Here is a 19,855-nt window from a genome sequence, read left to right on the forward strand (position 1 = left end):
ACAAGATTTGCTGCGGAAACAGATAGCGGCTTTAGAAAATATTCCGTCTAGATTCAAGCTAGATTCAAGGAGGTGAAACGTTAAGCGCTTTCCATTGTTTGAGTTCGATAGACTCGGACGAGTTTGGAAAGTGTATTGAAACCAACGTAGTATTTAGGAATATTTTCTTCAGCCTAGATTTTTTTGTTTCTTTTTTTAACTATTGAAAAAGAAAAGAAACAACCTTGAATTTTTAAAAAGTTGAGAAGCAGCAAATAGGGACTTATGACGCTAAAACACACACTATATCTGATTGTCTTATTACTCACAATTCCAATGGTTTCTCAAGAGAAGAGTCCTTCGGAAACTTTTTGGGCTACGTTACAATCTCACTGTGGAAATGCCTATGAAGGAACATTAGCATTGCCAGAAGAAGATGAAGCTTTTGGAGGGAAAAGGCTGGTGATGCACCTAAGAGCCTGTAGTGAGAATGAAATTAAAATTCCTTTCTATGTGGGTGATGATAAATCGAGAACATGGATTTTAACCATGAATGAAGGGATCCTTACCCTAAAACACGATCATCGTCACGAGGATGGTACAGAAGATGACATTACACTTTATGGAGGGACTGCAAGTAATGTTGGGAAATCAGATTTTCAGTTTTTTCCTGCCGATGCATATACTCAGAAAATGCTTCCTGCTGCAGCTACAAATGTTTGGTGGATAACGATAGATGAAACCACGTTTACGTATAATTTAAAAAGACTAGGAACCGATCGTGTTTTTAAAGTTGTAATGGATCTTACGAAATCTATTGAAGCACCTGAGGCTCCTTGGGGCTGGAAAAAGTAAGCTGTCTATGTAGGAAACGTATAGCGCTGCTCAGCGGTTGAGGAAGCGTTTAGCAATTGATTAAAGGTGCGAATGGTATTAAAATCTCGTGTAATTGCTTCGGAAACTGCAATCCCAGAAATGCCTGTTTCTAAGATGGCTTTTACCTCAGAAGTTGTAATGCCACCAACGCCAATAATGGGCGTGCCCGTTTTTAATACATCAGTAATAGCAGCATAGCCCACTAAACCTAAAACAGGAGGAAGATTTTCTTTTGTTTTTGTTGTTCTAAAAGGTCCTAAACTAATGTAATTTACTCGTTTGTCAAGTAGCGTTTCGCAATCTTGAAAAGTATTTGCGGTTCCACCAATAAGTTGCCAAGTGTATAAGTGTTTTCTAGCAATGGTAGGACAAGTGTCTGTTGGTCCTAAATGTACGCCATCCGCTTTTACGGTTTTTGCGATTTTGTAGTTATCGTTAATGATTAATCGAGTTTGAAAATGAGCCGTAATTTCTCGAGCTTCTTCCGCAAATTTTAAAAATTTCTTTTCTGAAATATTCTTCAAACGTAATTGCACTAATTCAGCTCCTGAAGTACATGCTTTTTGAAGGTTTTCCAAATGTTCTTTTGGCGAACTTCCTTGAGAAATATAGTGTAGTTTAGGTATCATTGTGATTTTCTAATGATTGAAGCTATTACTCGGTAACAATTTTAGCACGTTCCATAAAAAAGGACTCAAAACGCTCTAATTTCGGATTCATTTTTTCAGCATAAATAACATACTGACTCTTTTTAATACTTTGAGTAATCGACATAAGAGCACTGTAAGCAGATTTTTGAACTAGAAACTCAGCATCATCGATACTAAAAATCTTTAATTCGGCCGTATTTACACCATTTAATAAAAACAACTTATTCATCGACTTAGGAGTGTTGATAAGAATGTCTATCCCTTCAAATATTTCTGATTTTTGTACATCTACGTGAAGTTCTTCATAGCCAACATAAACACGCAGCGAATTGTATTTAGTATAGAACAAAAATTGATCATACAATTGCATTGCTTTTTCTTTATTTTCAACAAGAATAACCGCTCTAGGTGTATTTCCAGTAGCCTCACACTTCAATTTTTGCAAGGTGGTAAGTATAAGCGTCGTAGTTTTTCCACTGTCTTTAGGACCCAGACAATACACATTAGCACCACTTTTTATAACAGGAATGCTATTTATTTGAAGGGGAGTAGGCGTTGTTATTTCTAGTTGTTCTAGTGTCTCTTTTAAATTGGAATTTAATTTTTTGAAAGGCATAGGAATAGTAAGAGATCAGTGTTTAAGTAACTATTAGTAATAAGTATGGCAAATATACTATCTGTAAACGAATAAACAGGTCGTACTTCCTTTTTCTATTGAAATCTCAGTGTAATATGAATAAATACCTACGGAATATAGGTGTTTTTAGAAGGCATTACATTATGAGTAATGTGTTTGTTTCTGAAGAAATTAAGGGAGAGTTAATTGTAAGTGCTCTGTTAGATACTGATTAAATAGTTTTTCTGGAACATTTTTCGATATACATCCATGCTGAATATGTACAATTGAGCTGGTTTTTTTGAAACACCTACTTGTTTTTCGTCCAACGCAATAATGTATTTTTTGTTAATCAGTTTTCTTCTGAAATTTCTATTGTCTATTTCAATACCAAGAATGGATTGATATAAATCTTGAACTTCATTAATGGTGAACTTATCGGGGAGTAATTTAAAAATAATAGGTTCTGATAGGCATTTAACCTTAAGGTCTTCATAGGCTTCTGCAATAATTTTTTCGTGATCAAATCCTAATTCGGGTAAATCGGTCACTGGAAACCATTTTGCCTTATGCTTATTAGCTTTTAAGTCAACATCTTCAGTTTTTAATAGAAAATAATAAGCGATTGTTATGGTTCGCGGATTAAATCCCTCGTTTTCAATCCAAATAAGATCTTTGGGGTTTAACAAACGATCTGGATTACCGAACGCTTTAAATTGTTTTTTGTATTGATTCGTTAAACCAGTTAGTTCCTTCAATACTCTAGAGGCAGTATCTCCTAACGTCTCATTTTTATAAACATGATAGCCTGTTAAAACATAGTCATCGACTAATACTTCCTTTTTAGTAGGTGACTCTAAGAAACGCTTAATTAATAAAACATTTAAAGATTTGGTGTTTATATCATAGCCAAATACGACACAATCGACAGATATATTTAATATTTTTTCTTGTTTCATAGAAATGATAAAAACGATTCTAATCGTTTTTTTTGTTTTTGCTAATATAGTAATTTATTATTAAACGTCACTTTAACATTAAATATACTGTTATCAATAACTAATAATCAGATAGATTTTATTAGTAATTTACACTGATAATTAACAGTATGTATATTTTTTTTAAATAATTTTATGGATTATATAATTTAAAATGATACATTTGAATTATAAACGTTAATATGACGCTTGTAATTTATTAACAGTTTTAACTTTAATGACATGGATAGGAAATTAGAATTGTTGTTGGATAATAATTCAACTGTAAATAAGTGTAAGCAACATAAAATAATAGTATTGACTATAAGTATTTTAGTTTTTTTTGTATTCAATACTTTGAAAGTGGTAGCGCAAAATGAAGAAGTAGAAGATGAATACAATCCTTTTTCCATAGGTGCTCATATAAAAAACATGCATACTTGGCATGGCTTTGTAGTTCATCCTGGAGTGGTCATCGCAACAAATGTTGAGTTCAATTCAAAAAACAAGAAATTTACTTTTGGCCTTTGGGGTGGTGCTAGTTTTTCTACTGTTTCAGTTGAAAATAAAAATACTGGTAAAATGAATAATGCCTACTATAAGGAGGTTTCAATATATACCAAATATCGTTTTACGGATAACTTTTTTATAGAAGCAGTCTCTCATAATAATTATACAGGAGTTGAAGAAAGAGGTGATACACTTCATTATTGGAGTTATGATAAAACTCAAGGATACAATTTTGTAGATATCAATTTTGGGTATAACATTACTCCGAGCACTCTTGTGTATTTGGCCACCATTGTTAATGGAGGTTCTGGAGATTATGAAATACAAGAGGATGCATCATTGCAAAATTCTTGGACACATTATTTAGAAGTTAGTAGCAAGGTGTGGAAGAATCGTAATTCTAGCCTTAGTCTTTTTGCAGGAGGAGCGTGGTCTTTTGTTACAGATAAAACCTTTTACACAGAAAATGCAGGTAACATTGTAAATGTAGGAACCACTTTCAGTAAGAAATTCTCAATAAAAAACTATGACATACCTGTAGCTGTTACTGCAATGTGGAATCCTGAACAAGAAAAAACAGTATTACAATTAGACATTACGTTACTTTAAGATAAAAACAATACATATTACTTTAAATTAATTCAATAAGTATGAAAACTAAAAACTTAAAAACTACTAGAATGAAAGTGATTAGATCACTAATGGTTTTTGTATTAATTAGCACCTTGCTTGGTTGTGTAGAACATTTGGATACGAGTAATACATCTGTAAATGGTGAAGACGAAACCACTGAAATTTATGAAAGTGCTATCGATTTAACAGGGAAAAAAATAGGCTATTGTACGCCTTCATTAAATGCTCCTTATTATCAAGCATTATTACAAAGTATAAAGACTACTACAGAAAAGAATGGAATGGTGTTTTTATCTGCAGATGGCCAAGATGATATTAGCAAACAAATAGCAGCTGTTGAAGATTTAATAACCAAAGGTGTAGATGCTTTGTTGTTAAATCCTAAAGATCCTGATGCCTTAGTAGGGATCACCAAAATTGCAAAAGCAGCAGGGATTCCAGTATTTATTATCGATAGCTCTATAAATCCATCAGCAGAATTTGTAACTACAATTCAATCAAATAATCTCGCTAATGGTGAATTAGCGGGGGCGTGGTTGGCTAAAAAAATGGGAACTAAACAGATGAATATTGCTTTGTTAAGTGGAAATGCAGGAAATCCTGTGGGAAAAACACGTAAGCAAGGATTGTTACAAGGAATCACGGAAGAACAATTACGAACCCAAGGAAAAATTAATCTGAATGTAAAAACACAGGCATATACAGAATGGTCGTATGCAGGAGGCTTAAAAGCGATGGAAGATATTTTAGTGGCTCATCCTGATATTAATGTTGTCATTACTGAATCTGATGTTTGTGTACTCGGCGCTATTAAAGCGATTGAACAAGCAGGAAAAACCGACGATATTTTAATTGTAGCAGGCGCAGATGGTCAAAAAGAAGCCATTAAATACATTATGGAAACAGATTTTTATGGTTGTACTGCGATGAATAGTCCAGTGCAAATAGGAAGAAATGCTGTAAAATATGCAATTCAGTATATGAATGGTAAAAGAGATTTTGAAAAAAAGTCATTTACAACGCCGCTATTAATTACAAAAGAAAATGCGGCTAAATACTACAATCCTTCAGCATTATTTTAACAGCTAAGAACCAATGATATGAAAAATTCTGAAAATGAATATCGTCTTGAAATGATTGGAATATCAAAAAGTTTTGGTGTTGTTTCTGTGCTTGAAAATGTAAATCTAAAAGTAAAGCCAGGAGAGATTCATGCGTTATTGGGCGAAAATGGTGCTGGAAAATCTACCCTAGTAAAGATTCTTAGTGGGGTTCATTATAAAGATGCAGGAAAAGTTTTTTTAAATGGGAAAGAAATAAATCCTAAAAACACTCATGAAGGTCAAGTATTAGGTATTAGTGTTGTTTATCAGGAGTTATCACTAGTGAACGATTTATCAGTCGCTGAAAATATCTACTTACACAAACTAGGTGCTAGTAAATTTTGGATGAACTGGAAAAAAATTACACAAGATGCTCAAGAATTGATCGATTCGTTGGGATTTAAAATAGATGCTTCAGCAAAAGTACGTAGCTTAAGTATTGTTCAAAAGCAAGTTGTTGAAATAGCAAAAGCACTTTCCGAAGACACAAAAATTTTAGTTTTAGACGAACCCACAACTGTTTTTGATCCTACAGACACTAAAAAATTATTTGATAATCTTTTCAGACTTAAAGAAAAGGGGATTTCTATTATCTATATCTCCCACCATTTGGATGAAATTTTTAAAATAGCAGATACAATTACTGTGCTTAGAGATGGTGTTGACACGGGAAGTATGGCAGTTTCAGAAACAGATACTGACGGTGTTATTCGCCTCATGATAGGCCGTGAATTAAAGGACTTGTATCCAACACGAGACATAACCATTGGAAGCACACCTATTTTTGAGGTTAAAAACCTAACGGCTAAAGATACTTTTGTACATGATGTTTCCTTTTCAGTTTTTCCAGGTGAAGTTCTAGGAATTGCAGGGTTAGGAGGAAGTGGAAGAACGGAAACGGCTAAACTTATTTTTGGTGCAGATAAAAAGAAATCGGGAACCTTAACTTTAGATGGGAAAGAAATAAAAACAAAATCTCCTGTTGATGCAGCTGGTTTTCAAATTGGGTTTGTTTCAGAAGATAGAAAAGAAGAAGGAGTGTTTTTGCCTTTGTCAATTCGACGTAATATCAGTGTTACAAGCTTTAAATCTATTTCTGGAAAATTTGGTTTCATCAATATTGAAAATGAATATGAAAAAGTACTAGGATTAATTGAAAAGCTGAATATCAAAACTCTTAATTCTGAAGTAAATGTCAAAAATTTAAGTGGTGGAAACCAACAAAAAGTAGCTTTGGCAAAATGGTTAAGCATTGAAAGTAAGGTTATTTTTATTGATGAACCTACTCGTGGTGTAGATGTGGGAGCCAAAATTGAGATATATAACTTAATCAATGAAGTTGCTAAAAAAGGAGTGGGAGTAGTTGTAATATCTTCAGACATGCCAGAAATAATGGGGATTTCAGATCGTATTCTCGTCATGCATAAAGGAACCGTGTATGGTGAATTGCAAAAAGAAGAATTTTCAGAAGAAAACATACTTCGCTATTCAATTGGAAAACCATTAAAACAATACAATTAAACAATAAAAAATCAGGTTATGGCTTTAGCATTAAAGGAACAATTAAAAAGTCCCGGAGGTATACTTAAGTTTTTAGTTAAGTATAATACGATCTTTATTTTTATTTTGCTGGTTGTATTTTCAGCAATAATTTCGGATGTATTTTTTACCTCCGTAAACCTTTCAAATCTACTAAAACAAGTTTCGGGAATTGGGATTATTAGCATTGGGATGCTCATTGTAATTCTAACTGGCGGAATCGATTTATCGGTAGGTTCTATGGTAGCGCTACTCGCTGTTACCTTCGCCATTTTAATAAATCTAATAATCTTACCGCTCGCCATATTATTTACCATAGCCATTGGTTTTAGTTTAGGAAGTGTGTCTGGCTACCTTGTCGCGTATCAAAAAATGGCGCCTTTTGTAGCGACATTAGCATTGATGACTATCGCTAGAGGTCTCGGTTTTATCTATTCAAAAGGGTCTCCTGTTACTTTTAAAACAGCAGGAGGCGTATTTATGTCAGATTTCGCCAACAACGCCACGTTAGGGATTCCGAATATTGCAATTGTATTTTTCATCATTGTCATTGCAACAATGGTGATGCTACGTTATAACGTCTTTGGGAGACTAATCATCGCGATTGGGAGCAATGAAGAAGCATCGCGGTTATCTGGAATAAAAGTAAATAAATATAAGTTTTTAGTCTATGCTATTTCTGGCGCATTGGCAGCTATTGCAGCTATCATAGTGGCGTCTAGAACAAATTTAGGGTCTCCAAATATGGGCATGGCTTGGGAGCTTGATGCTATTGCTGCGGTAGTTATTGGAGGTGCAAGTTTAAATGGTGGAAAAGGAACAGCTATCAATACATTAATGGGCGTTTTAATTTTAGGCTTAATAGGAAACATATTAAACCTTTTAAACGTCCCTTCATATCCGCAACAAGTTGTAAAAGGAGCTATTATCATATTTGCAGTATTACTTCAGAGGTTTGAGAGCAAATAATTAAAAATATCGAGATGAAAAATTATACATTAAACACAAAGAATCTTTCTTCTATTTCTGAAAGAGTTTCTGTTCCAAAATACGATAGATCTAAAATTAAAACGGGAATTGTACATGTTGGAATAGGGGGCTTTCATAGAGCACATGAAGCATTCTATACAGATCAACTACTACACGATCCATCTCAATCAGATTGGGGGATTTGTGGGGTTGCTTTATTAGAATTCGACACTAAAATTTACCACACATTAAAGAAACAGGATGGTTTGTACACGTTAATTGTGAAGGAACTAGACGGTACACAAACAACGCAAGTTATCGGTTCGATTACGGAATATTTATACGCGCCTGAAAATTCAATGGCAGTGATTGAAAAAATGGCAGATCCCGATATAAAAATCATATCATTGACCATTACTGAAGGTGGGTATAATTATGATGAAGCAAAAAAAGGATTTAATTTTTGTAATCCATTAATTCAACACGATTTAGCACATCCTAAAACACCAAAAACAATTTTCGGTTATGTAACGCAATCTTTAAACCTGAGAAGAAATCGTGGCTTGAAAGGGTGTACCATTCAATCCTGCGATAACATTCAAGAAAATGGGCATATGATTAAAAATATGCTCCTTAGCTATGTGAAAGTGGCCGAACCTACTTTAGTTGAATGGATCGAAAAGAATGTTTCGTTTCCAAACGCGATGGTAGATCGAATTACCCCAGTAACTTCTGAAGCTGATATTCTTAATTTAAAAGAAACCTTCGGAATTGAAGATGCTTGGCCAGTGGTTTGTGAACCTTTTAAACAATGGGTTATAGAAGATAATTTTATTGAAGGACGACCTGCTTGGGAAACTGTGGGAGCACAATTTGTAACAAATGTGGTTCCCTACGAAAAAATGAAACTCAGTTTGTTAAATGCAGGGCATTCGGTTTTAGGGATTTTAGGTGCCTTACTTGGCTATAAAACGATAGACGAAGCTGTAAGAAATCCTAACATTAGTGATTTTTTAATGACGTATATGGATACGGAAGTTACTCCTATTTTAGGAAATTTAGAAGGCATTCACCTTAACGAGTACAAACAATCATTGTTAGAACGCTTCGGGAACGTTAACATTAAAGATCAAATAGACCGTATTTGCTCCGAAAGTTCTGCGAAGATTCCCATTTTTATTTTACCTACAGTTCATGCACAATTAAAACAAAAAGGGTCTGTACAATTAGCTGCGTTTGTAATTGCAGCTTGGGCCATTTATAGTTTAGGAAAAGATGAAAAAGGAACTGTCTTAGAAAGAAAGGATGCATTACAAACACTTTTAAATGAAAAAGCACATGAAGCAATTAATGCCCCAATAACTTTCTTAGAAATTGAATCTGTGTTTGGAAAATTGAAAGAGTCTTCAACTTTTGTAGAAGCTTATACCAACGCCTATAACTCTATTTTAAAGGATGGAGTTGAGCAATCTGTAATAGAAATTAACACGAATAATTTAACACAAAGTAAATGACTCATATAGTTTGTTTTGGCGAAGTATTATGGGATAATTTCCCTACGCATAAAAAAATAGGAGGAGCCCCCTTAAACGTAGCCTTACGACTACAATCGTTACATAATAATGTATCTATTATAAGTCGTATTGGGAATGACAATCAGGGCGTGAAAATTAAAGAATATTGCAACGAACATGGTGTAAATACAGAAAACATACAGGTTAGTAGTACATTAAACACAGGAGAAGTTACCGTAACATTGAATCAAAAAGGATCGGCTTCTTACGATATAAAACACCCAAGAGCATGGGATAATATTCAGTTTAATGAAAATATTAAAACTAAAACCCTTCAATCTGATGCTTTTATCTATGGAAGTTTAGTCGCTAGAGAAGAAATTTCAAGACAAACACTTTACAAACTTTTAGAGGTTGCAAAATATAAAGTTTTCGACGTTAACTTAAGGGCACCTTATTTTACTTCCGAAGTATTAAATCACTTAATGAATAAAGCCGATTTCATTAAGTTTAACGATGAGGAAATTACTGAAATAGCCGCTATGCTCGATTCTGGAACAGTTTCGTTAGAGCAACACATTACGTTTATAGCCAAACACACCAATACAAATACCATTTGTGTTACAAGAGGAAGTCAAGGAGCGATTTTTTATTATCACAATAAGTTTTACTATAATAACGGATACCAAATTGAAGTAAAAGATACTGTGGGTGCTGGCGATTCTTTTTTAGGATCTTTAATTCACAAATTAATAGAAGGAGATACTCCACAAAAAGCAATAGATTTTGCATGTGCCATGGGCGCTATGGTTGCCAGTAGAGAAGGAGCCAACCCAAAGATTACAACAGAAGAAATTAGTACTATAATGAATTTTTAAAGTCGTTTGTAACGCGTCATTTTGCACACTACGATTACTTACTCCCCCCTTAAAGCTAAAAAGTCCGATGCATAGATTTGCATCGGACTTTTAAATAAAATTGAGTTTTTTTTATTTCAATGTAATAGGAAATTCAGCGACAGTAGTATCCCATCCAATTTTTAAATGAACTGTTTTAGGCGCAGCTTCATATAAAGAAATTGATAAATTTTCAATGACATCCTTACTTGAAGTTACAGGAACCGTTACACTTGCAACATCTTTGCTAGCATCGTATCCGTAGTTACCCCAACCATCAAGCTCTGTGTTTAATTTTAGCGTCCATTCTTTTTCCGTAGGAATAACGATAATAGTGTAACGTCCAGCTTTAATCTCTTTTCCACCAAAAACGACATCGTTATTAAATAAGATCTCTGTAGATTCGTTAGCACCCACTCTCCAAGCTTCACCAAATTTTAAAAGCTTTCCAAAAACAACTCTTCCGTTTTTAGCTGGACGAGAATAGGTTACTCTTATTTGAGGTGTTAGGCCCTCTTTTTTAGCTGCATCTTTTTCAAATGTTCTGTGAGGAGCTCCAGCAGGGTAGTACGATCTGTCCATCGGACTCTTGTCCATTTTAGCGAAATCTTGCGCGTTAACAGTAGTTCCAACAAGTGCAATTGCAATAATCAGTAATAGGTTTTTCATAGTTATTTGTTATTTAAATTAAGTATTTGTTCCGTTTCAATTTTAGATAATTCTGTTAATTTTCCTGCTTCATAAAGACTAGGGATGTCTAGTAAAGGCGTGCCTACTTCCACTTTGTAATTTATATAGTCTTGAAATGTAATTCCGTCGATAACGCTTCTATTATATGCACTTCTAAAACGAACACCACCTTTATTTACTTTGTAATTATACGCAAGATAATCTATCTTTTTTGTTTCTGAATTGATCCAATAATGAAATTCATCATCAAAGTCTTCTCCGCCGCCTTCTTGTTTAAAGGTGATTCCTAAAACGGCATAGGTTTGCCCTTTGATAGTCGTCTCACCTAAATATTCTTTAAGTACAGACGCATCATTTAATTTATGAGGAAGGGTTGCAAAATAAATCACAGAGTTAATTGCTCCCGTTGCACTTTTAGTTTTTTTCTCAGAAAGTGTTACAGGTTCGTTATTCACTGTTCTAGAAAACACACCATTCTTTAAAACGTCGATAGTTGTTGAATCTTCTTTTTTAGCCGTTTTTGTGTATTCATAGCTCTGTCCGTCATTTTTAAAAGTATAGGTATTCTCTCTAAAAACAAATGAGTAATTGGCAGTATCGTATAAATCGCCACCATGAGCTTGTATGGCTTCATTTAGAAGTATTTCTGCTTCGGAAAGTTTGGTAGGAGCGACTGTCATTTCTTTTTCTTCGGAAGAAGTAGTTGTTTCAGTCTTTTTGTTATTGCAAGCCAAAAGCGTAGTGATGGTTAGTAGGACTAAAACAGAAGTATGTATTCTCATTCTATAGTGTTGATTTTTTAATAACGAAATTTATTGGTCGTAGGAATCTATAAACCTTTCAGAAAAATAAAACTACAATTTAAAATTTGCCAAAACTCTCCAATTCAAACATGTGGTTAGAAAATTTCATGTTTTAATACCCAATAGACTAGTGGTATAAAAAAGCCCACCGTTACTTGATGGGCTTTTTTTATAAGTAGTCTTTCTGAATAGCTCAAACTATATCATAGAGAGTATTTTTTGTTATTCAGTTTCAGCTGAAAGCACATCGGCCATCTCTAAATCTTCATCCATTCCCAAGTGTACGGGTACAGATTCTTTTAAGGCTGTAAATTTTTTGATGCGTTCTAATTCGTCTTCTTCCCCAGAGAAATAAGGGAACACATCAACAATTGGAGATTCTGAAACCGCAGGAATAGAAAATTCTCCCATTGTGTCTTTCATCACTTCCATTGTATTTTCGAACGCTTCTTTTACGTCATTGGCTTGTACCAAGATGTAAATGTTTGTCTTGCGTTCTTTTCCACTTTCTTCATCCACAGCGATTAACGAAACTTTCGATTTAAACCATCGATCTGAATTTTCAAAAGGGTGAATTTCAGCATAGTTCGCTACTTTAATATTGGTGATTTTAATTTCATCACTATCTGCTAAATAAGCAGACATCTCTTCGGTAATTCTACTTTCAGCTTCCGTATACGAAATCGCATCCACTAAAAACGGTTCCGTTTTTGGCTTTTGTACGCCAGTTGCTGGATCTAGTTTTCTATATTTTACCTTACATTCATACCAGGTTGCACTCATATCTTTTTATTTTTTAAGGATGCCAAATATAAGGGTTCGCTCTAGCTGAAAGTGCCAAAATCGAGAATAAATATTCACAAATTTAAACGGGTGTTTTTAGAGGTTTTAGGGTGAGGAAGTTAGGGGTTAATTAGGTATGATTACCGTTTTTAAAACATCCCAAACATTATTTGCTACAATTTTATGTCCTTCAACCGTAGGGTGAATACCATCGCTCTGATTTAAAGCAGCAACGCCTCCAACATCTTTCAGAATAAAAGGAATCAATTCTACGTTGTTCTCTTTTGCCAAATCGGAGAAGATTGATCTAAATTCAGATGTATAGGCTTGTCCCATATTAGGTGGCAATTCCATCCCTGCCAAAATGATGGTTGTCGTGGGATCTTTTTCAACCACAGCATCGATAATCGCTTGTAAGTTGGCACGAGTTTCGGTTAATGGAACCCCTCGCAATCCATCGTTAGCGCCTAATTCTAAAATAAATACATCGATATCTTGATTGAGAATCCATTCTATTCTGCCGCTTCCACCTGCTGAAGTTTCACCACTTACCCCAGAATTCACCACCGCATACGCTAAACCCAAGGAGTCAATTTTAGATTGAAGTACTCCTGGAAACGCATCGTTGATATCGTCTAAACCATACCCAGCTGTAATACTATCGCCAAAAAACAGGATCGTTTTTTTGGAAGCTACTTCAGAAACAGGCGTTTCTGTCGTTGCTGTCGTTTCTACTTTTTCTTTAGCATCGCCTTTGTTTCCGCAGGAAATCAACACCAAAGCAAAAATAAAATAACAAAACTTTATGAGTTTCAAATTCATTTGATGCCTTGGTTTTAAAAACGAATGTATAATTTTAGCGTTGTTCATGAAAAGTAGAATAAATTTAAATTTATATGCCAAAGATATTAAAGATTAACGGGCTAGAGAAAACATATACAAGCGGTTCAAAAAAATTAACAGTCCTACAAAATATATCTTTCGATGTTGAAAAAGGACAGACATTTTCTATAGTGGGTCCTTCAGGAAGTGGAAAAACTACCTTGTTAGGAATTTGTGCCGGTTTAGATCAGCCCGATGCTGGAAGTGTCGAATTGTGCGGATTTGATTTAAATACGTTGAACGAAGACGAACGTGCTCAATTACGAAATAAAGAAGTGGGGTTCATTTTTCAAAATTTTCAATTACTTCCAACCCTTACAGCTCTTGAAAATGTGAGTGTGCCACTAGAATTACAAGGTGCTAAAGAGGCTGCTACTCATGCAAAAATATTACTAGAAAAAGTAGGACTTAAAGATCGCTTGCATCATTACCCGTCTCAATTATCGGGAGGTGAACAACAGCGTGTTGCCTTGGCAAGGGCTTTTTCAAACAAACCTTCCATTTTATTTGCAGATGAACCTACTGGAAATCTAGACGAAGAAACCGGTGAAAAAGTAATTCAATTACTGTTTGAACTAAATAAAGACGCTGGAACTACCTTAGTTATTATTTCGCACGATTTAGACTTAGCCAATAGAACCCAACAAATATTGAGGCTCAAAGGAGGGCGCATACTAACCAATGAACCGACGGCACATTTTGAGTAATACTAAAATCACATCCAAAGGGAATACTGCTTGGCTTTTCAAAATGGCGTGGCGTGACGCAAAAGCAAGTAAGGTGCGTTTGCTACTTTTTATGGCGTCCATTATTTTGGGAATTGCAGCTGTGGTTTCTATTCAGTTGTTTAGCGAGAACCTTAAAGACAATATTCAGCGCCAATCCAAAGCCTTAATGGGAGCCGATTTTATTATCGATAGCGAGCAAATCCCGAACGAACGAGCGCAAGCGATTATTGATTCCTTAAAGCCCGATGCTTCCGAAGTAAATTTTGTGTCCATGATTAACTTTCCGAAGAATGGCGGCACCAAATTAGTGGTTGTTCGAGGTTTGGAAGGCGGATTCCCATTTTACGGAACCATAGACACACAACCCGTTTCTGCAGCTTCTACCTATCAAGAAGAAGGCGGTGCATTGGTAGATGCAACGTTACTATTACAATTTGACATCAAACCTGGTGATTCTATAAAAATAGGGGAGATTACACTTCCAATATCAGGGGCTTTAAAAGCCATTCCTGGGAGTACTGCGATTTCATCATCGGTAGCGCCACCAATCGTAATTCCGTATCGCTACATTGAAAAAACCAATCTTTTACAGTTTGGAAGTAGGAAAGAATATCAGTTTTTTTATAAAGCACCAACAGTCGATTTAGCCAAATTAGAAAAAGATTTACAGCCTTCCTTAGAAGAAGAAAATGCCGATTTAGATACACATACGAGTACGAGTCAGCGATTGGGGAAACGCTATGAAAATGTAGGAAAGTTTTTAAACCTTGCTGCATTTATCGCACTGTTATTGGGATGCGTCGGAATTGCAAGTTCGGTAAATATCTACATCAAGGAAAAACTAAAAGCCATTGCCGTTTTAAAATGTTTAGGTGCCACACGAAAACAAAGTTTCTTTATTTTTCTGATACAAATTTCGGGAATAGGAATTGTAGGCGGTCTCATAGGAACAGCGATTGGCGCAGGAATTCAGGAGTTATTTCCGTATATTTTAAAAGAATTTTTGCCTTTTGATGTAGACATACAGATCACCGCACAACCTTTAATTATGGGGGTTTTACTCGGGTTCTTTATGTCGGTATTATTTGCGTTATTGCCATTATTACGCACTTGGTACGTATCTCCGCTAGAAGTACTTCGCATCGGAGAAGTGGCTTCAGAAAAACCCAAAAAAGCTACAATTGTAGTTTTTATCGTAATTCTATTATTTCTATTTTCATTTTCTTTTTGGCTGCTGAAAGATGCGTTATTCGCACTCACTTTTGTGCTCGGAATTTTAGTGACGTTCGCCATTCTTACAGGGATTTCGATACTTTCTATGAAGCTTGTAAGAAGGTATTTTCCGAAGCGAGCAGGATTTACGGTACGACAAAGTTTGTTAAACCTATTTCGTCCTAACAATCAAACCGTTGTATTAATCGTAGCGATTGGTTTAGGAACTTTTCTAGTAAGCACCTTGTATTTTACCAAAGACATATTATTATCGAAAACTAGCGTAGGAGAGACTTCTGCAACAGCAAATCTCATCACCTTAGATGTACAAAAAGACCAGCTTACCGATATTGTAAAGACTTTTGAAACTAATGACTTAGAACTTATTAATAATATTCCGTTGGTAACGATGCGGATGCATAGTATTAAAGGGGTGCTTGTAAATACACTACGCACCGATAGTACGAGTCAAGTAAGACGTTGGTTGCTAAATCACGAATTTAGAACGACCTATCGAGATTCCCTTCTTGCTTCTGAAGAACTTGTTGCAGGGGAGTGGACACCCTCACAAAGCGCGAAAGACCCAATCAAAATTTCAATTTCAGATAATATTGCTTCCGATGCGAATCTAACGGTAGGAGATCCTGTTGTTTTCAATGTACAAGGCGTATTGATGGAAACTACAGTTGGTAGCATTCGAAAAGTAGATTGGGGACAATTGCAGCTTAATTTTTCTGTGGTGTTTCCGAAGGGAGTATTAGAAAATGCACCGCAATTTAATGTGTTAACCACCAATGTTCCTACTGCGGAACGCTCTGCAGCGTTGCAACGAGATTTGGTGTCTAAATTTCCAAATGTGACGATTATCGATCTTCGCCAGATGTATACTATTATTGAAGATATTATTGACAAGGTTTCGTGGATTATCAATTTTATGGCCTTCTTTAGTATTGTAACGGGAATTATTGTATTAATAGGCTCTGTACGAAATAGTAAATATCAACGCATTAAGGAAAGTGTGTTGCTACGTACTTTAGGTGCTAAGAATAGTCAGATTTTAAAGATTTCGGCCTTAGAATATTTATTTCTTGGGATGATAGGAAGTTTGGTAGGAATTTTATTGGCATTGGTTAGCAGTTTATTATTAGCACTATTTGTGTTCAAAGAACCTTTTGTGCCTTCAATCATTCCATTTATTGTGTTTTTACCAGGAATTTCAGCTTTGGTATTGGGTATCGGACTGAGTAATATTCGCAGTGTGCTAAGCAGTTCTCCTTTGGAAGTACTTCGGAAAGAGGTGTAATGCATACAATGTTTTATTTTTAAAGAGAAACTTTTCGGGTTTTAGATTTTGGTTTTTTTTTGAAGGGTTTTCCTCTATTTTACCTAAGAATGTCAGCGTTTAGATAAAGAAAACACCTTCCTAAAAGTTCGATTTTTTCAGAAGTAAAACAACAAACAATTCACTTATATTTGACCCAAGCAATGAAACAATGAGTTTTACACTTTTATCTTCGCCTTTGCAAGGTTTTACCGATTTCCGGTTTAGAAATGCACAAAACAAATATTTTGGAGGAATTGATACTTTTTACGCGCCTTATATTCGCTTAAATGGTAAAATGAAAATAAAATCATCGTACGAGCGCGATTTAGATCCAGAACATAATACGACTTTGGAAGTGATTCCTCAGGTGATTACAAATGATGCAGAGGAGTTTTTATTTGTTGCAAAATACGTACAACAACTAGGGTACAAAGAACTCAATTGGAATTTAGGTTGTCCGTATCCGATGGTGACCAATCGTGGAATGGGGTCAGGGTTAATTTGTGATCCAGCAAAAATAGATAGTATTTTACAGCGTGCCCATGATGAAACAGATATTTTGGTGTCCATGAAAATGCGAATGGGCTATGAAAACAGTGAAGAAATACTCCATACGTTTCCTATTTTAGATAAATACCCTCTAAAAAACGTGGCCATACATGCGCGTATTGGAAAACAGTTGTACAAAGGCGGTGTAGATTTAGATGCTTTTCAAAAATGTATCGATGTCGCAAAACACAAATTATATTACAATGGTGATATTACGAGTGTAGCCCAGTTTAAAAACATGCAAGAGCGGTTTCCGAGTATCGATCATTTTATGATAGGTCGTGGTTTAATTGCAGATCCGTTTTTACCGAGCATGATCAAAAACGATACGATGGAGTATCCTAAAAATCGATGGGCATTGTTTGAAGCCTTTCACGATGAAATATACCAACAATACGACGCTGCATTATCGGGGCCGACACCCATAAAAATGAAAATGTTAGGCTTTTGGGAGTATTTTTCACAGTCTTTTTCCAACCCACAAAAGACCTATAAAAAGATAAAGAAAGCCACCAATCCTATTCGATATAAACAGGCTGTGAAAGAAATTCTTTCAGGCGAAAATTAGGTGCAAATTTTATATGAAAAACGTTCAGTTATTATTCGTCATACTATCTTTTATTGGTTGTTCTGAAGGGTATCACTATACGGCTGATGTAACTTTTTACGCGCCAAAATCTAAGGTAGAAGTACGTATTGTTTCTGAAGGTTTTGTGCCGCAAGGAGACGATTTTGGAACGGGAGCAGGAAAAGCTATGCTGACGTTTAAAGAGCATTATACAGATACCTTGTATTTGCAAACGTCTCCTGAAAATATTGATACTATTAGCTACCAACATAAAAAGATTCCTTTTAAATGTACTCAAATGAATAAAGAAGCATTTTTCAATTTTCTCGATTCAGTAGGTTATAAAGGGCTAGATAGAAATGAAATTATGGAACTGAGAGATGCCATCACCTTGATAAATTACGGACCTAAAGCCAGTGTTACTGAAAATCAGACCCAATACATTAAAATAACAGCCGCCAATCGAGCCGTCGATTGAAAGAATTCTTAGTAATACGGTCGTAAAATCTTCTGAATATCGATGTTATTTTTCTGCGGAATGAGATACGCATGTAAATCGTCGGTGTGTTGAATCGACACTTCTTTATCTACAAAGCCATAGCCTAGATATTCTCCTTCTTTAATCATCACAAAAGCGTCTTCATTGGCATGCCTGCCTTTTTCTTTCAGAATAAGATTTACTTTTTGATCGGACATATCGTGAATGGCTTCTAACACTCTATTATTGTAGGTTTCCACAGTTTCTTCGTCTTTACAAATCCCCTTGCAGTCTTTAATTTTGTAATGCGAACATTCAGTAACAGCTTCTTGTAAATGACAATACTTCGGACAAAGTTGATGCTTTTCGCAAACTTTTTCTACATAGGCCCGTAGCTCGCCAATGGTAAAAAACGTGCTGATGGGATTGGATACTAAGCGTCCTTTATTGCTCGCCAAATGAAGTATCCCTTTTCGATCTTCGTATGAAAATACAGCAAACGATTGTATGGTTCGTTTCGCTACTTTATTGTAGACAGGAAAGTGGTGCTTAATAGCGGCATCTTCCATGAGTAAGGCGACTAATTCGCTTCCAGAAACTTCAAAATCGATGTCGCCTGTTTCGCGTACCATTTCCAATGCCTTTTTAGTCTTACTATAAAAGTGACTCAGCACTCTCTTTTTGATATCCTTGGCTTTACCAATGTAAATGATTTTCCCTTTCTTATCTTTAAAATAATAGATTCCTGTTGTATTGGGAAGCGCTTCAAAGGTTTCCTTCGGAAGGTTAGGAGGTAAGGTTGCTTCTCTTGAATTTTTATTTAGAAACTCAGTGAAAACTTCGGAAGCATTGGATTGTTGTAATAATAATTCGAATAGAATCACGGTAGCTTGTACGTCGCCTCTGGCACGATGCCTGTCTACGATATGAATTTTTAATGCAGCACACAGTTTGCCCAAACTATACGAACGATGTCCTGGTAGTAATTTTCTTGACAAACGAACGGTACACAGTTTTTTTCTTGTGAATTCAATTCCGATGCGTTTAAACTCACCCTGAATCACATTATAATCAAAATTGACGTTATGCGCTACAAATATGGTGCCTTCTGTAATATCTAGAATGTCTTGTGCAACTTCCTTAAAAAGAGGAGCATTCGCAACCAATGCATTGTCAATGCCTGTGAGTGCTGTAATGTGAGACGGAATATAGGCTTCAGGGTCTATTAATGTGGTGAACTCATCTACTACAGTCGTTCCATCGTACTTAAAAATAGAAATTTCGGTAATGCGATTGCCTGGTCCCGTTGTTTCAACATCAATAATGGTATATATCATGGAATGCTTTTCCTTTTTATTTTGTCCGTTTCAGGAGGATTTAGTGGTTGATTTTATTCGCTTTAGTAGCGATTGCAAGATACTTATAGATGTTTTAAATAACAGAACATTTTTATTAAAACTCTAGTTTCAGCTTCAGTAAAAAAACTTCATTGATAAGAACCTTTCATTCCCTGTATCTGAACCCAAATTCACAGAAAAGTTAAAAACAAGGAATTCCTTTTTAGTAGTTTTGTTTT

At 35.3% G+C, this 19,855-nt stretch carries 19 protein-coding genes; 11 read left to right on the forward strand and 8 right to left on the reverse strand.

Annotation, left to right across the window (positions count from 1 at the left end):
- Positions 1-264 precede the first annotated feature (264 nt).
- Positions 265-834 carry a hypothetical protein gene (locus BLQ00_RS08920; RefSeq protein WP_093143313.1) on the forward strand — a complete coding sequence of 190 codons (570 nt, stop codon included), beginning with the start codon at positions 265-267 and terminating at the stop codon, positions 832-834.
- A gap of 5 nt (positions 835-839) precedes the next feature.
- On the opposite strand, the gene BLQ00_RS08925 is transcribed toward BLQ00_RS08920, so the two are convergent.
- The 3 genes from BLQ00_RS08925 to BLQ00_RS08935 all read right to left on the reverse strand — a co-directional run bounded on the left by BLQ00_RS08925 (position 840) and on the right by BLQ00_RS08935 (position 3,080).
- Positions 840-1,484, reverse strand: a complete 645-nt coding sequence (locus BLQ00_RS08925; protein ID WP_093143317.1) for a thiamine phosphate synthase — start codon at positions 1,482-1,484, stop codon at positions 840-842.
- Positions 1,485-1,509: 25 nt separating this feature from the next.
- Positions 1,510-2,121, reverse strand: a complete 612-nt coding sequence (locus BLQ00_RS08930; protein WP_093143320.1) for a DEAD/DEAH box helicase — start codon at positions 2,119-2,121, stop codon at positions 1,510-1,512.
- Between the two features lie 221 nt (positions 2,122-2,342).
- A complete protein-coding gene (locus tag BLQ00_RS08935) occupies positions 2,343-3,080 on the reverse strand; it encodes an NUDIX hydrolase (RefSeq protein ID WP_093143323.1) in 738 nt (245 codons plus the stop codon).
- A 381-nt stretch (positions 3,081-3,461) separates the two neighbouring features.
- Between BLQ00_RS08935 and BLQ00_RS08940 the strand changes: the two genes are divergently transcribed.
- Genes BLQ00_RS08940 through BLQ00_RS08965 form a run of 6 tightly spaced genes read left to right on the forward strand, consistent with a single transcriptional unit; the run spans position 3,462 to position 10,244 of the window.
- Positions 3,462-4,217: a hypothetical protein gene (locus BLQ00_RS08940; RefSeq protein WP_229792620.1), complete on the forward strand. Its 756-nt coding sequence runs from the start codon at positions 3,462-3,464 to the stop codon at positions 4,215-4,217.
- 41 nt (positions 4,218-4,258) lie between these two features.
- Positions 4,259-5,323, forward strand: coding sequence for a substrate-binding domain-containing protein (locus BLQ00_RS08945; protein WP_093143329.1), 1,065 nt, complete (start codon positions 4,259-4,261; stop codon positions 5,321-5,323).
- 18 nt (positions 5,324-5,341) lie between these two features.
- Positions 5,342-6,865, forward strand: a complete 1,524-nt coding sequence (locus tag BLQ00_RS08950; protein ID WP_093143331.1) for a sugar ABC transporter ATP-binding protein — start codon at positions 5,342-5,344, stop codon at positions 6,863-6,865.
- Between the two features lie 18 nt (positions 6,866-6,883).
- A complete protein-coding gene (locus tag BLQ00_RS08955; protein ID WP_093143334.1) occupies positions 6,884-7,852 on the forward strand; it encodes an ABC transporter permease in 969 nt (322 codons plus the stop codon).
- A gap of 14 nt (positions 7,853-7,866) precedes the next feature.
- Complete coding sequence (locus tag BLQ00_RS08960; protein ID WP_093143336.1) at positions 7,867-9,366, forward strand: mannitol dehydrogenase family protein; 1,500 nt, start codon at positions 7,867-7,869, stop codon at positions 9,364-9,366.
- Positions 9,363-10,244: a carbohydrate kinase family protein gene (locus BLQ00_RS08965; protein ID WP_093143339.1), complete on the forward strand. Its 882-nt coding sequence runs from the start codon at positions 9,363-9,365 to the stop codon at positions 10,242-10,244. Before BLQ00_RS08960 ends, BLQ00_RS08965 begins: the two co-directional genes overlap by 4 nt.
- Positions 10,245-10,355: 111 nt before the next feature.
- Here the strand turns inward: BLQ00_RS08965 and BLQ00_RS08970 are convergent, their stop codons facing one another.
- The 4 genes from BLQ00_RS08970 to BLQ00_RS08985 all read right to left on the reverse strand — a co-directional run bounded on the left by BLQ00_RS08970 (position 10,356) and on the right by BLQ00_RS08985 (position 13,360).
- Positions 10,356-10,931 (reverse strand): DUF2911 domain-containing protein, encoded by a 576-nt coding sequence (locus BLQ00_RS08970; RefSeq protein ID WP_093143341.1) that lies wholly within the window; start codon positions 10,929-10,931, stop codon positions 10,356-10,358.
- Between the two features lie 2 nt (positions 10,932-10,933).
- Positions 10,934-11,734, reverse strand: a complete 801-nt coding sequence (locus BLQ00_RS08975) for a DUF6503 family protein (RefSeq protein ID WP_093143344.1) — start codon at positions 11,732-11,734, stop codon at positions 10,934-10,936.
- 243 nt (positions 11,735-11,977) lie between these two features.
- Positions 11,978-12,538: a DUF4494 domain-containing protein gene (locus BLQ00_RS08980; RefSeq protein ID WP_093143346.1), complete on the reverse strand. Its 561-nt coding sequence runs from the start codon at positions 12,536-12,538 to the stop codon at positions 11,978-11,980.
- Between the two features lie 126 nt (positions 12,539-12,664).
- Positions 12,665-13,360 (reverse strand): arylesterase, encoded by a 696-nt coding sequence (locus BLQ00_RS08985; RefSeq protein ID WP_229792600.1) that lies wholly within the window; start codon positions 13,358-13,360, stop codon positions 12,665-12,667.
- Between the two features lie 74 nt (positions 13,361-13,434).
- Between BLQ00_RS08985 and BLQ00_RS08990 the strand changes: the two genes are divergently transcribed.
- The 4 genes from BLQ00_RS08990 to BLQ00_RS09005 all read left to right on the forward strand — a co-directional run bounded on the left by BLQ00_RS08990 (position 13,435) and on the right by BLQ00_RS09005 (position 18,279).
- Positions 13,435-14,127, forward strand: coding sequence for an ABC transporter ATP-binding protein (locus tag BLQ00_RS08990; RefSeq protein WP_093143352.1), 693 nt, complete (start codon positions 13,435-13,437; stop codon positions 14,125-14,127).
- A gap of 43 nt (positions 14,128-14,170) precedes the next feature.
- Positions 14,171-16,663 carry an ABC transporter permease gene (locus tag BLQ00_RS08995; RefSeq protein ID WP_093143354.1) on the forward strand — a complete coding sequence of 831 codons (2,493 nt, stop codon included), beginning with the start codon at positions 14,171-14,173 and terminating at the stop codon, positions 16,661-16,663.
- A 190-nt stretch (positions 16,664-16,853) separates the two neighbouring features.
- Positions 16,854-17,801, forward strand: a complete 948-nt coding sequence (locus BLQ00_RS09000) for a tRNA dihydrouridine synthase (RefSeq protein WP_093143357.1) — start codon at positions 16,854-16,856, stop codon at positions 17,799-17,801.
- Between the two features lie 13 nt (positions 17,802-17,814).
- Positions 17,815-18,279: a hypothetical protein gene (locus BLQ00_RS09005; protein WP_093143359.1), complete on the forward strand. Its 465-nt coding sequence runs from the start codon at positions 17,815-17,817 to the stop codon at positions 18,277-18,279.
- A gap of 8 nt (positions 18,280-18,287) precedes the next feature.
- On the opposite strand, the gene BLQ00_RS09010 is transcribed toward BLQ00_RS09005, so the two are convergent.
- The gene (locus BLQ00_RS09010; RefSeq protein WP_093143361.1) at positions 18,288-19,616 is read right to left on the reverse strand and encodes an exonuclease domain-containing protein; all 1,329 of its coding nucleotides are present in this window, start codon (positions 19,614-19,616) and stop codon (positions 18,288-18,290) included.
- Between the last annotated feature and the right edge of the window lie 239 nt (positions 19,617-19,855).

Source organism: Ulvibacter litoralis (genome assembly GCF_900102055.1).
Lineage (GTDB): Bacteria > Bacteroidota > Bacteroidia > Flavobacteriales > Flavobacteriaceae > Ulvibacter > Ulvibacter litoralis.

Bases quoted from the DNA above. Each gene is read 5' to 3' on its own strand.
- BLQ00_RS08995 (WP_093143354.1), top strand. From the start codon at position 14,171: ATGGCGTGGCGTGACGCAAAAGCAAGTAAGGTGCGTTTGCTACTTTTT.
- BLQ00_RS08935 (WP_093143323.1), bottom strand. From the start codon at position 3,080: ATGAAACAAGAAAAAATATTAAATATATCTGTCGATTGTGTCGTATTT.
- BLQ00_RS08975 (WP_093143344.1), bottom strand. From the start codon at position 11,734: ATGAGAATACATACTTCTGTTTTAGTCCTACTAACCATCACTACGCTT.
- BLQ00_RS09005 (WP_093143359.1), top strand. From the start codon at position 17,815: ATGAAAAACGTTCAGTTATTATTCGTCATACTATCTTTTATTGGTTGT.
- BLQ00_RS08920 (WP_093143313.1), top strand. From the start codon at position 265: ATGACGCTAAAACACACACTATATCTGATTGTCTTATTACTCACAATT.
- BLQ00_RS08965 (WP_093143339.1), top strand. From the start codon at position 9,363: ATGACTCATATAGTTTGTTTTGGCGAAGTATTATGGGATAATTTCCCT.
- BLQ00_RS08985 (WP_229792600.1), bottom strand. From the start codon at position 13,360: ATGAATTTGAAACTCATAAAGTTTTGTTATTTTATTTTTGCTTTGGTG.
- BLQ00_RS09010 (WP_093143361.1), bottom strand. From the start codon at position 19,616: ATGATATATACCATTATTGATGTTGAAACAACGGGACCAGGCAATCGC.
- BLQ00_RS08990 (WP_093143352.1), top strand. From the start codon at position 13,435: ATGCCAAAGATATTAAAGATTAACGGGCTAGAGAAAACATATACAAGC.
- BLQ00_RS08950 (WP_093143331.1), top strand. From the start codon at position 5,342: ATGAAAAATTCTGAAAATGAATATCGTCTTGAAATGATTGGAATATCA.
- BLQ00_RS08930 (WP_093143320.1), bottom strand. From the start codon at position 2,121: ATGCCTTTCAAAAAATTAAATTCCAATTTAAAAGAGACACTAGAACAA.
- BLQ00_RS09000 (WP_093143357.1), top strand. From the start codon at position 16,854: ATGAGTTTTACACTTTTATCTTCGCCTTTGCAAGGTTTTACCGATTTC.
- BLQ00_RS08980 (WP_093143346.1), bottom strand. From the start codon at position 12,538: ATGAGTGCAACCTGGTATGAATGTAAGGTAAAATATAGAAAACTAGAT.
- BLQ00_RS08960 (WP_093143336.1), top strand. From the start codon at position 7,867: ATGAAAAATTATACATTAAACACAAAGAATCTTTCTTCTATTTCTGAA.
- BLQ00_RS08925 (WP_093143317.1), bottom strand. From the start codon at position 1,484: ATGATACCTAAACTACACTATATTTCTCAAGGAAGTTCGCCAAAAGAA.
- BLQ00_RS08955 (WP_093143334.1), top strand. From the start codon at position 6,884: ATGGCTTTAGCATTAAAGGAACAATTAAAAAGTCCCGGAGGTATACTT.
- BLQ00_RS08970 (WP_093143341.1), bottom strand. From the start codon at position 10,931: ATGAAAAACCTATTACTGATTATTGCAATTGCACTTGTTGGAACTACT.
- BLQ00_RS08945 (WP_093143329.1), top strand. From the start codon at position 4,259: ATGAAAACTAAAAACTTAAAAACTACTAGAATGAAAGTGATTAGATCA.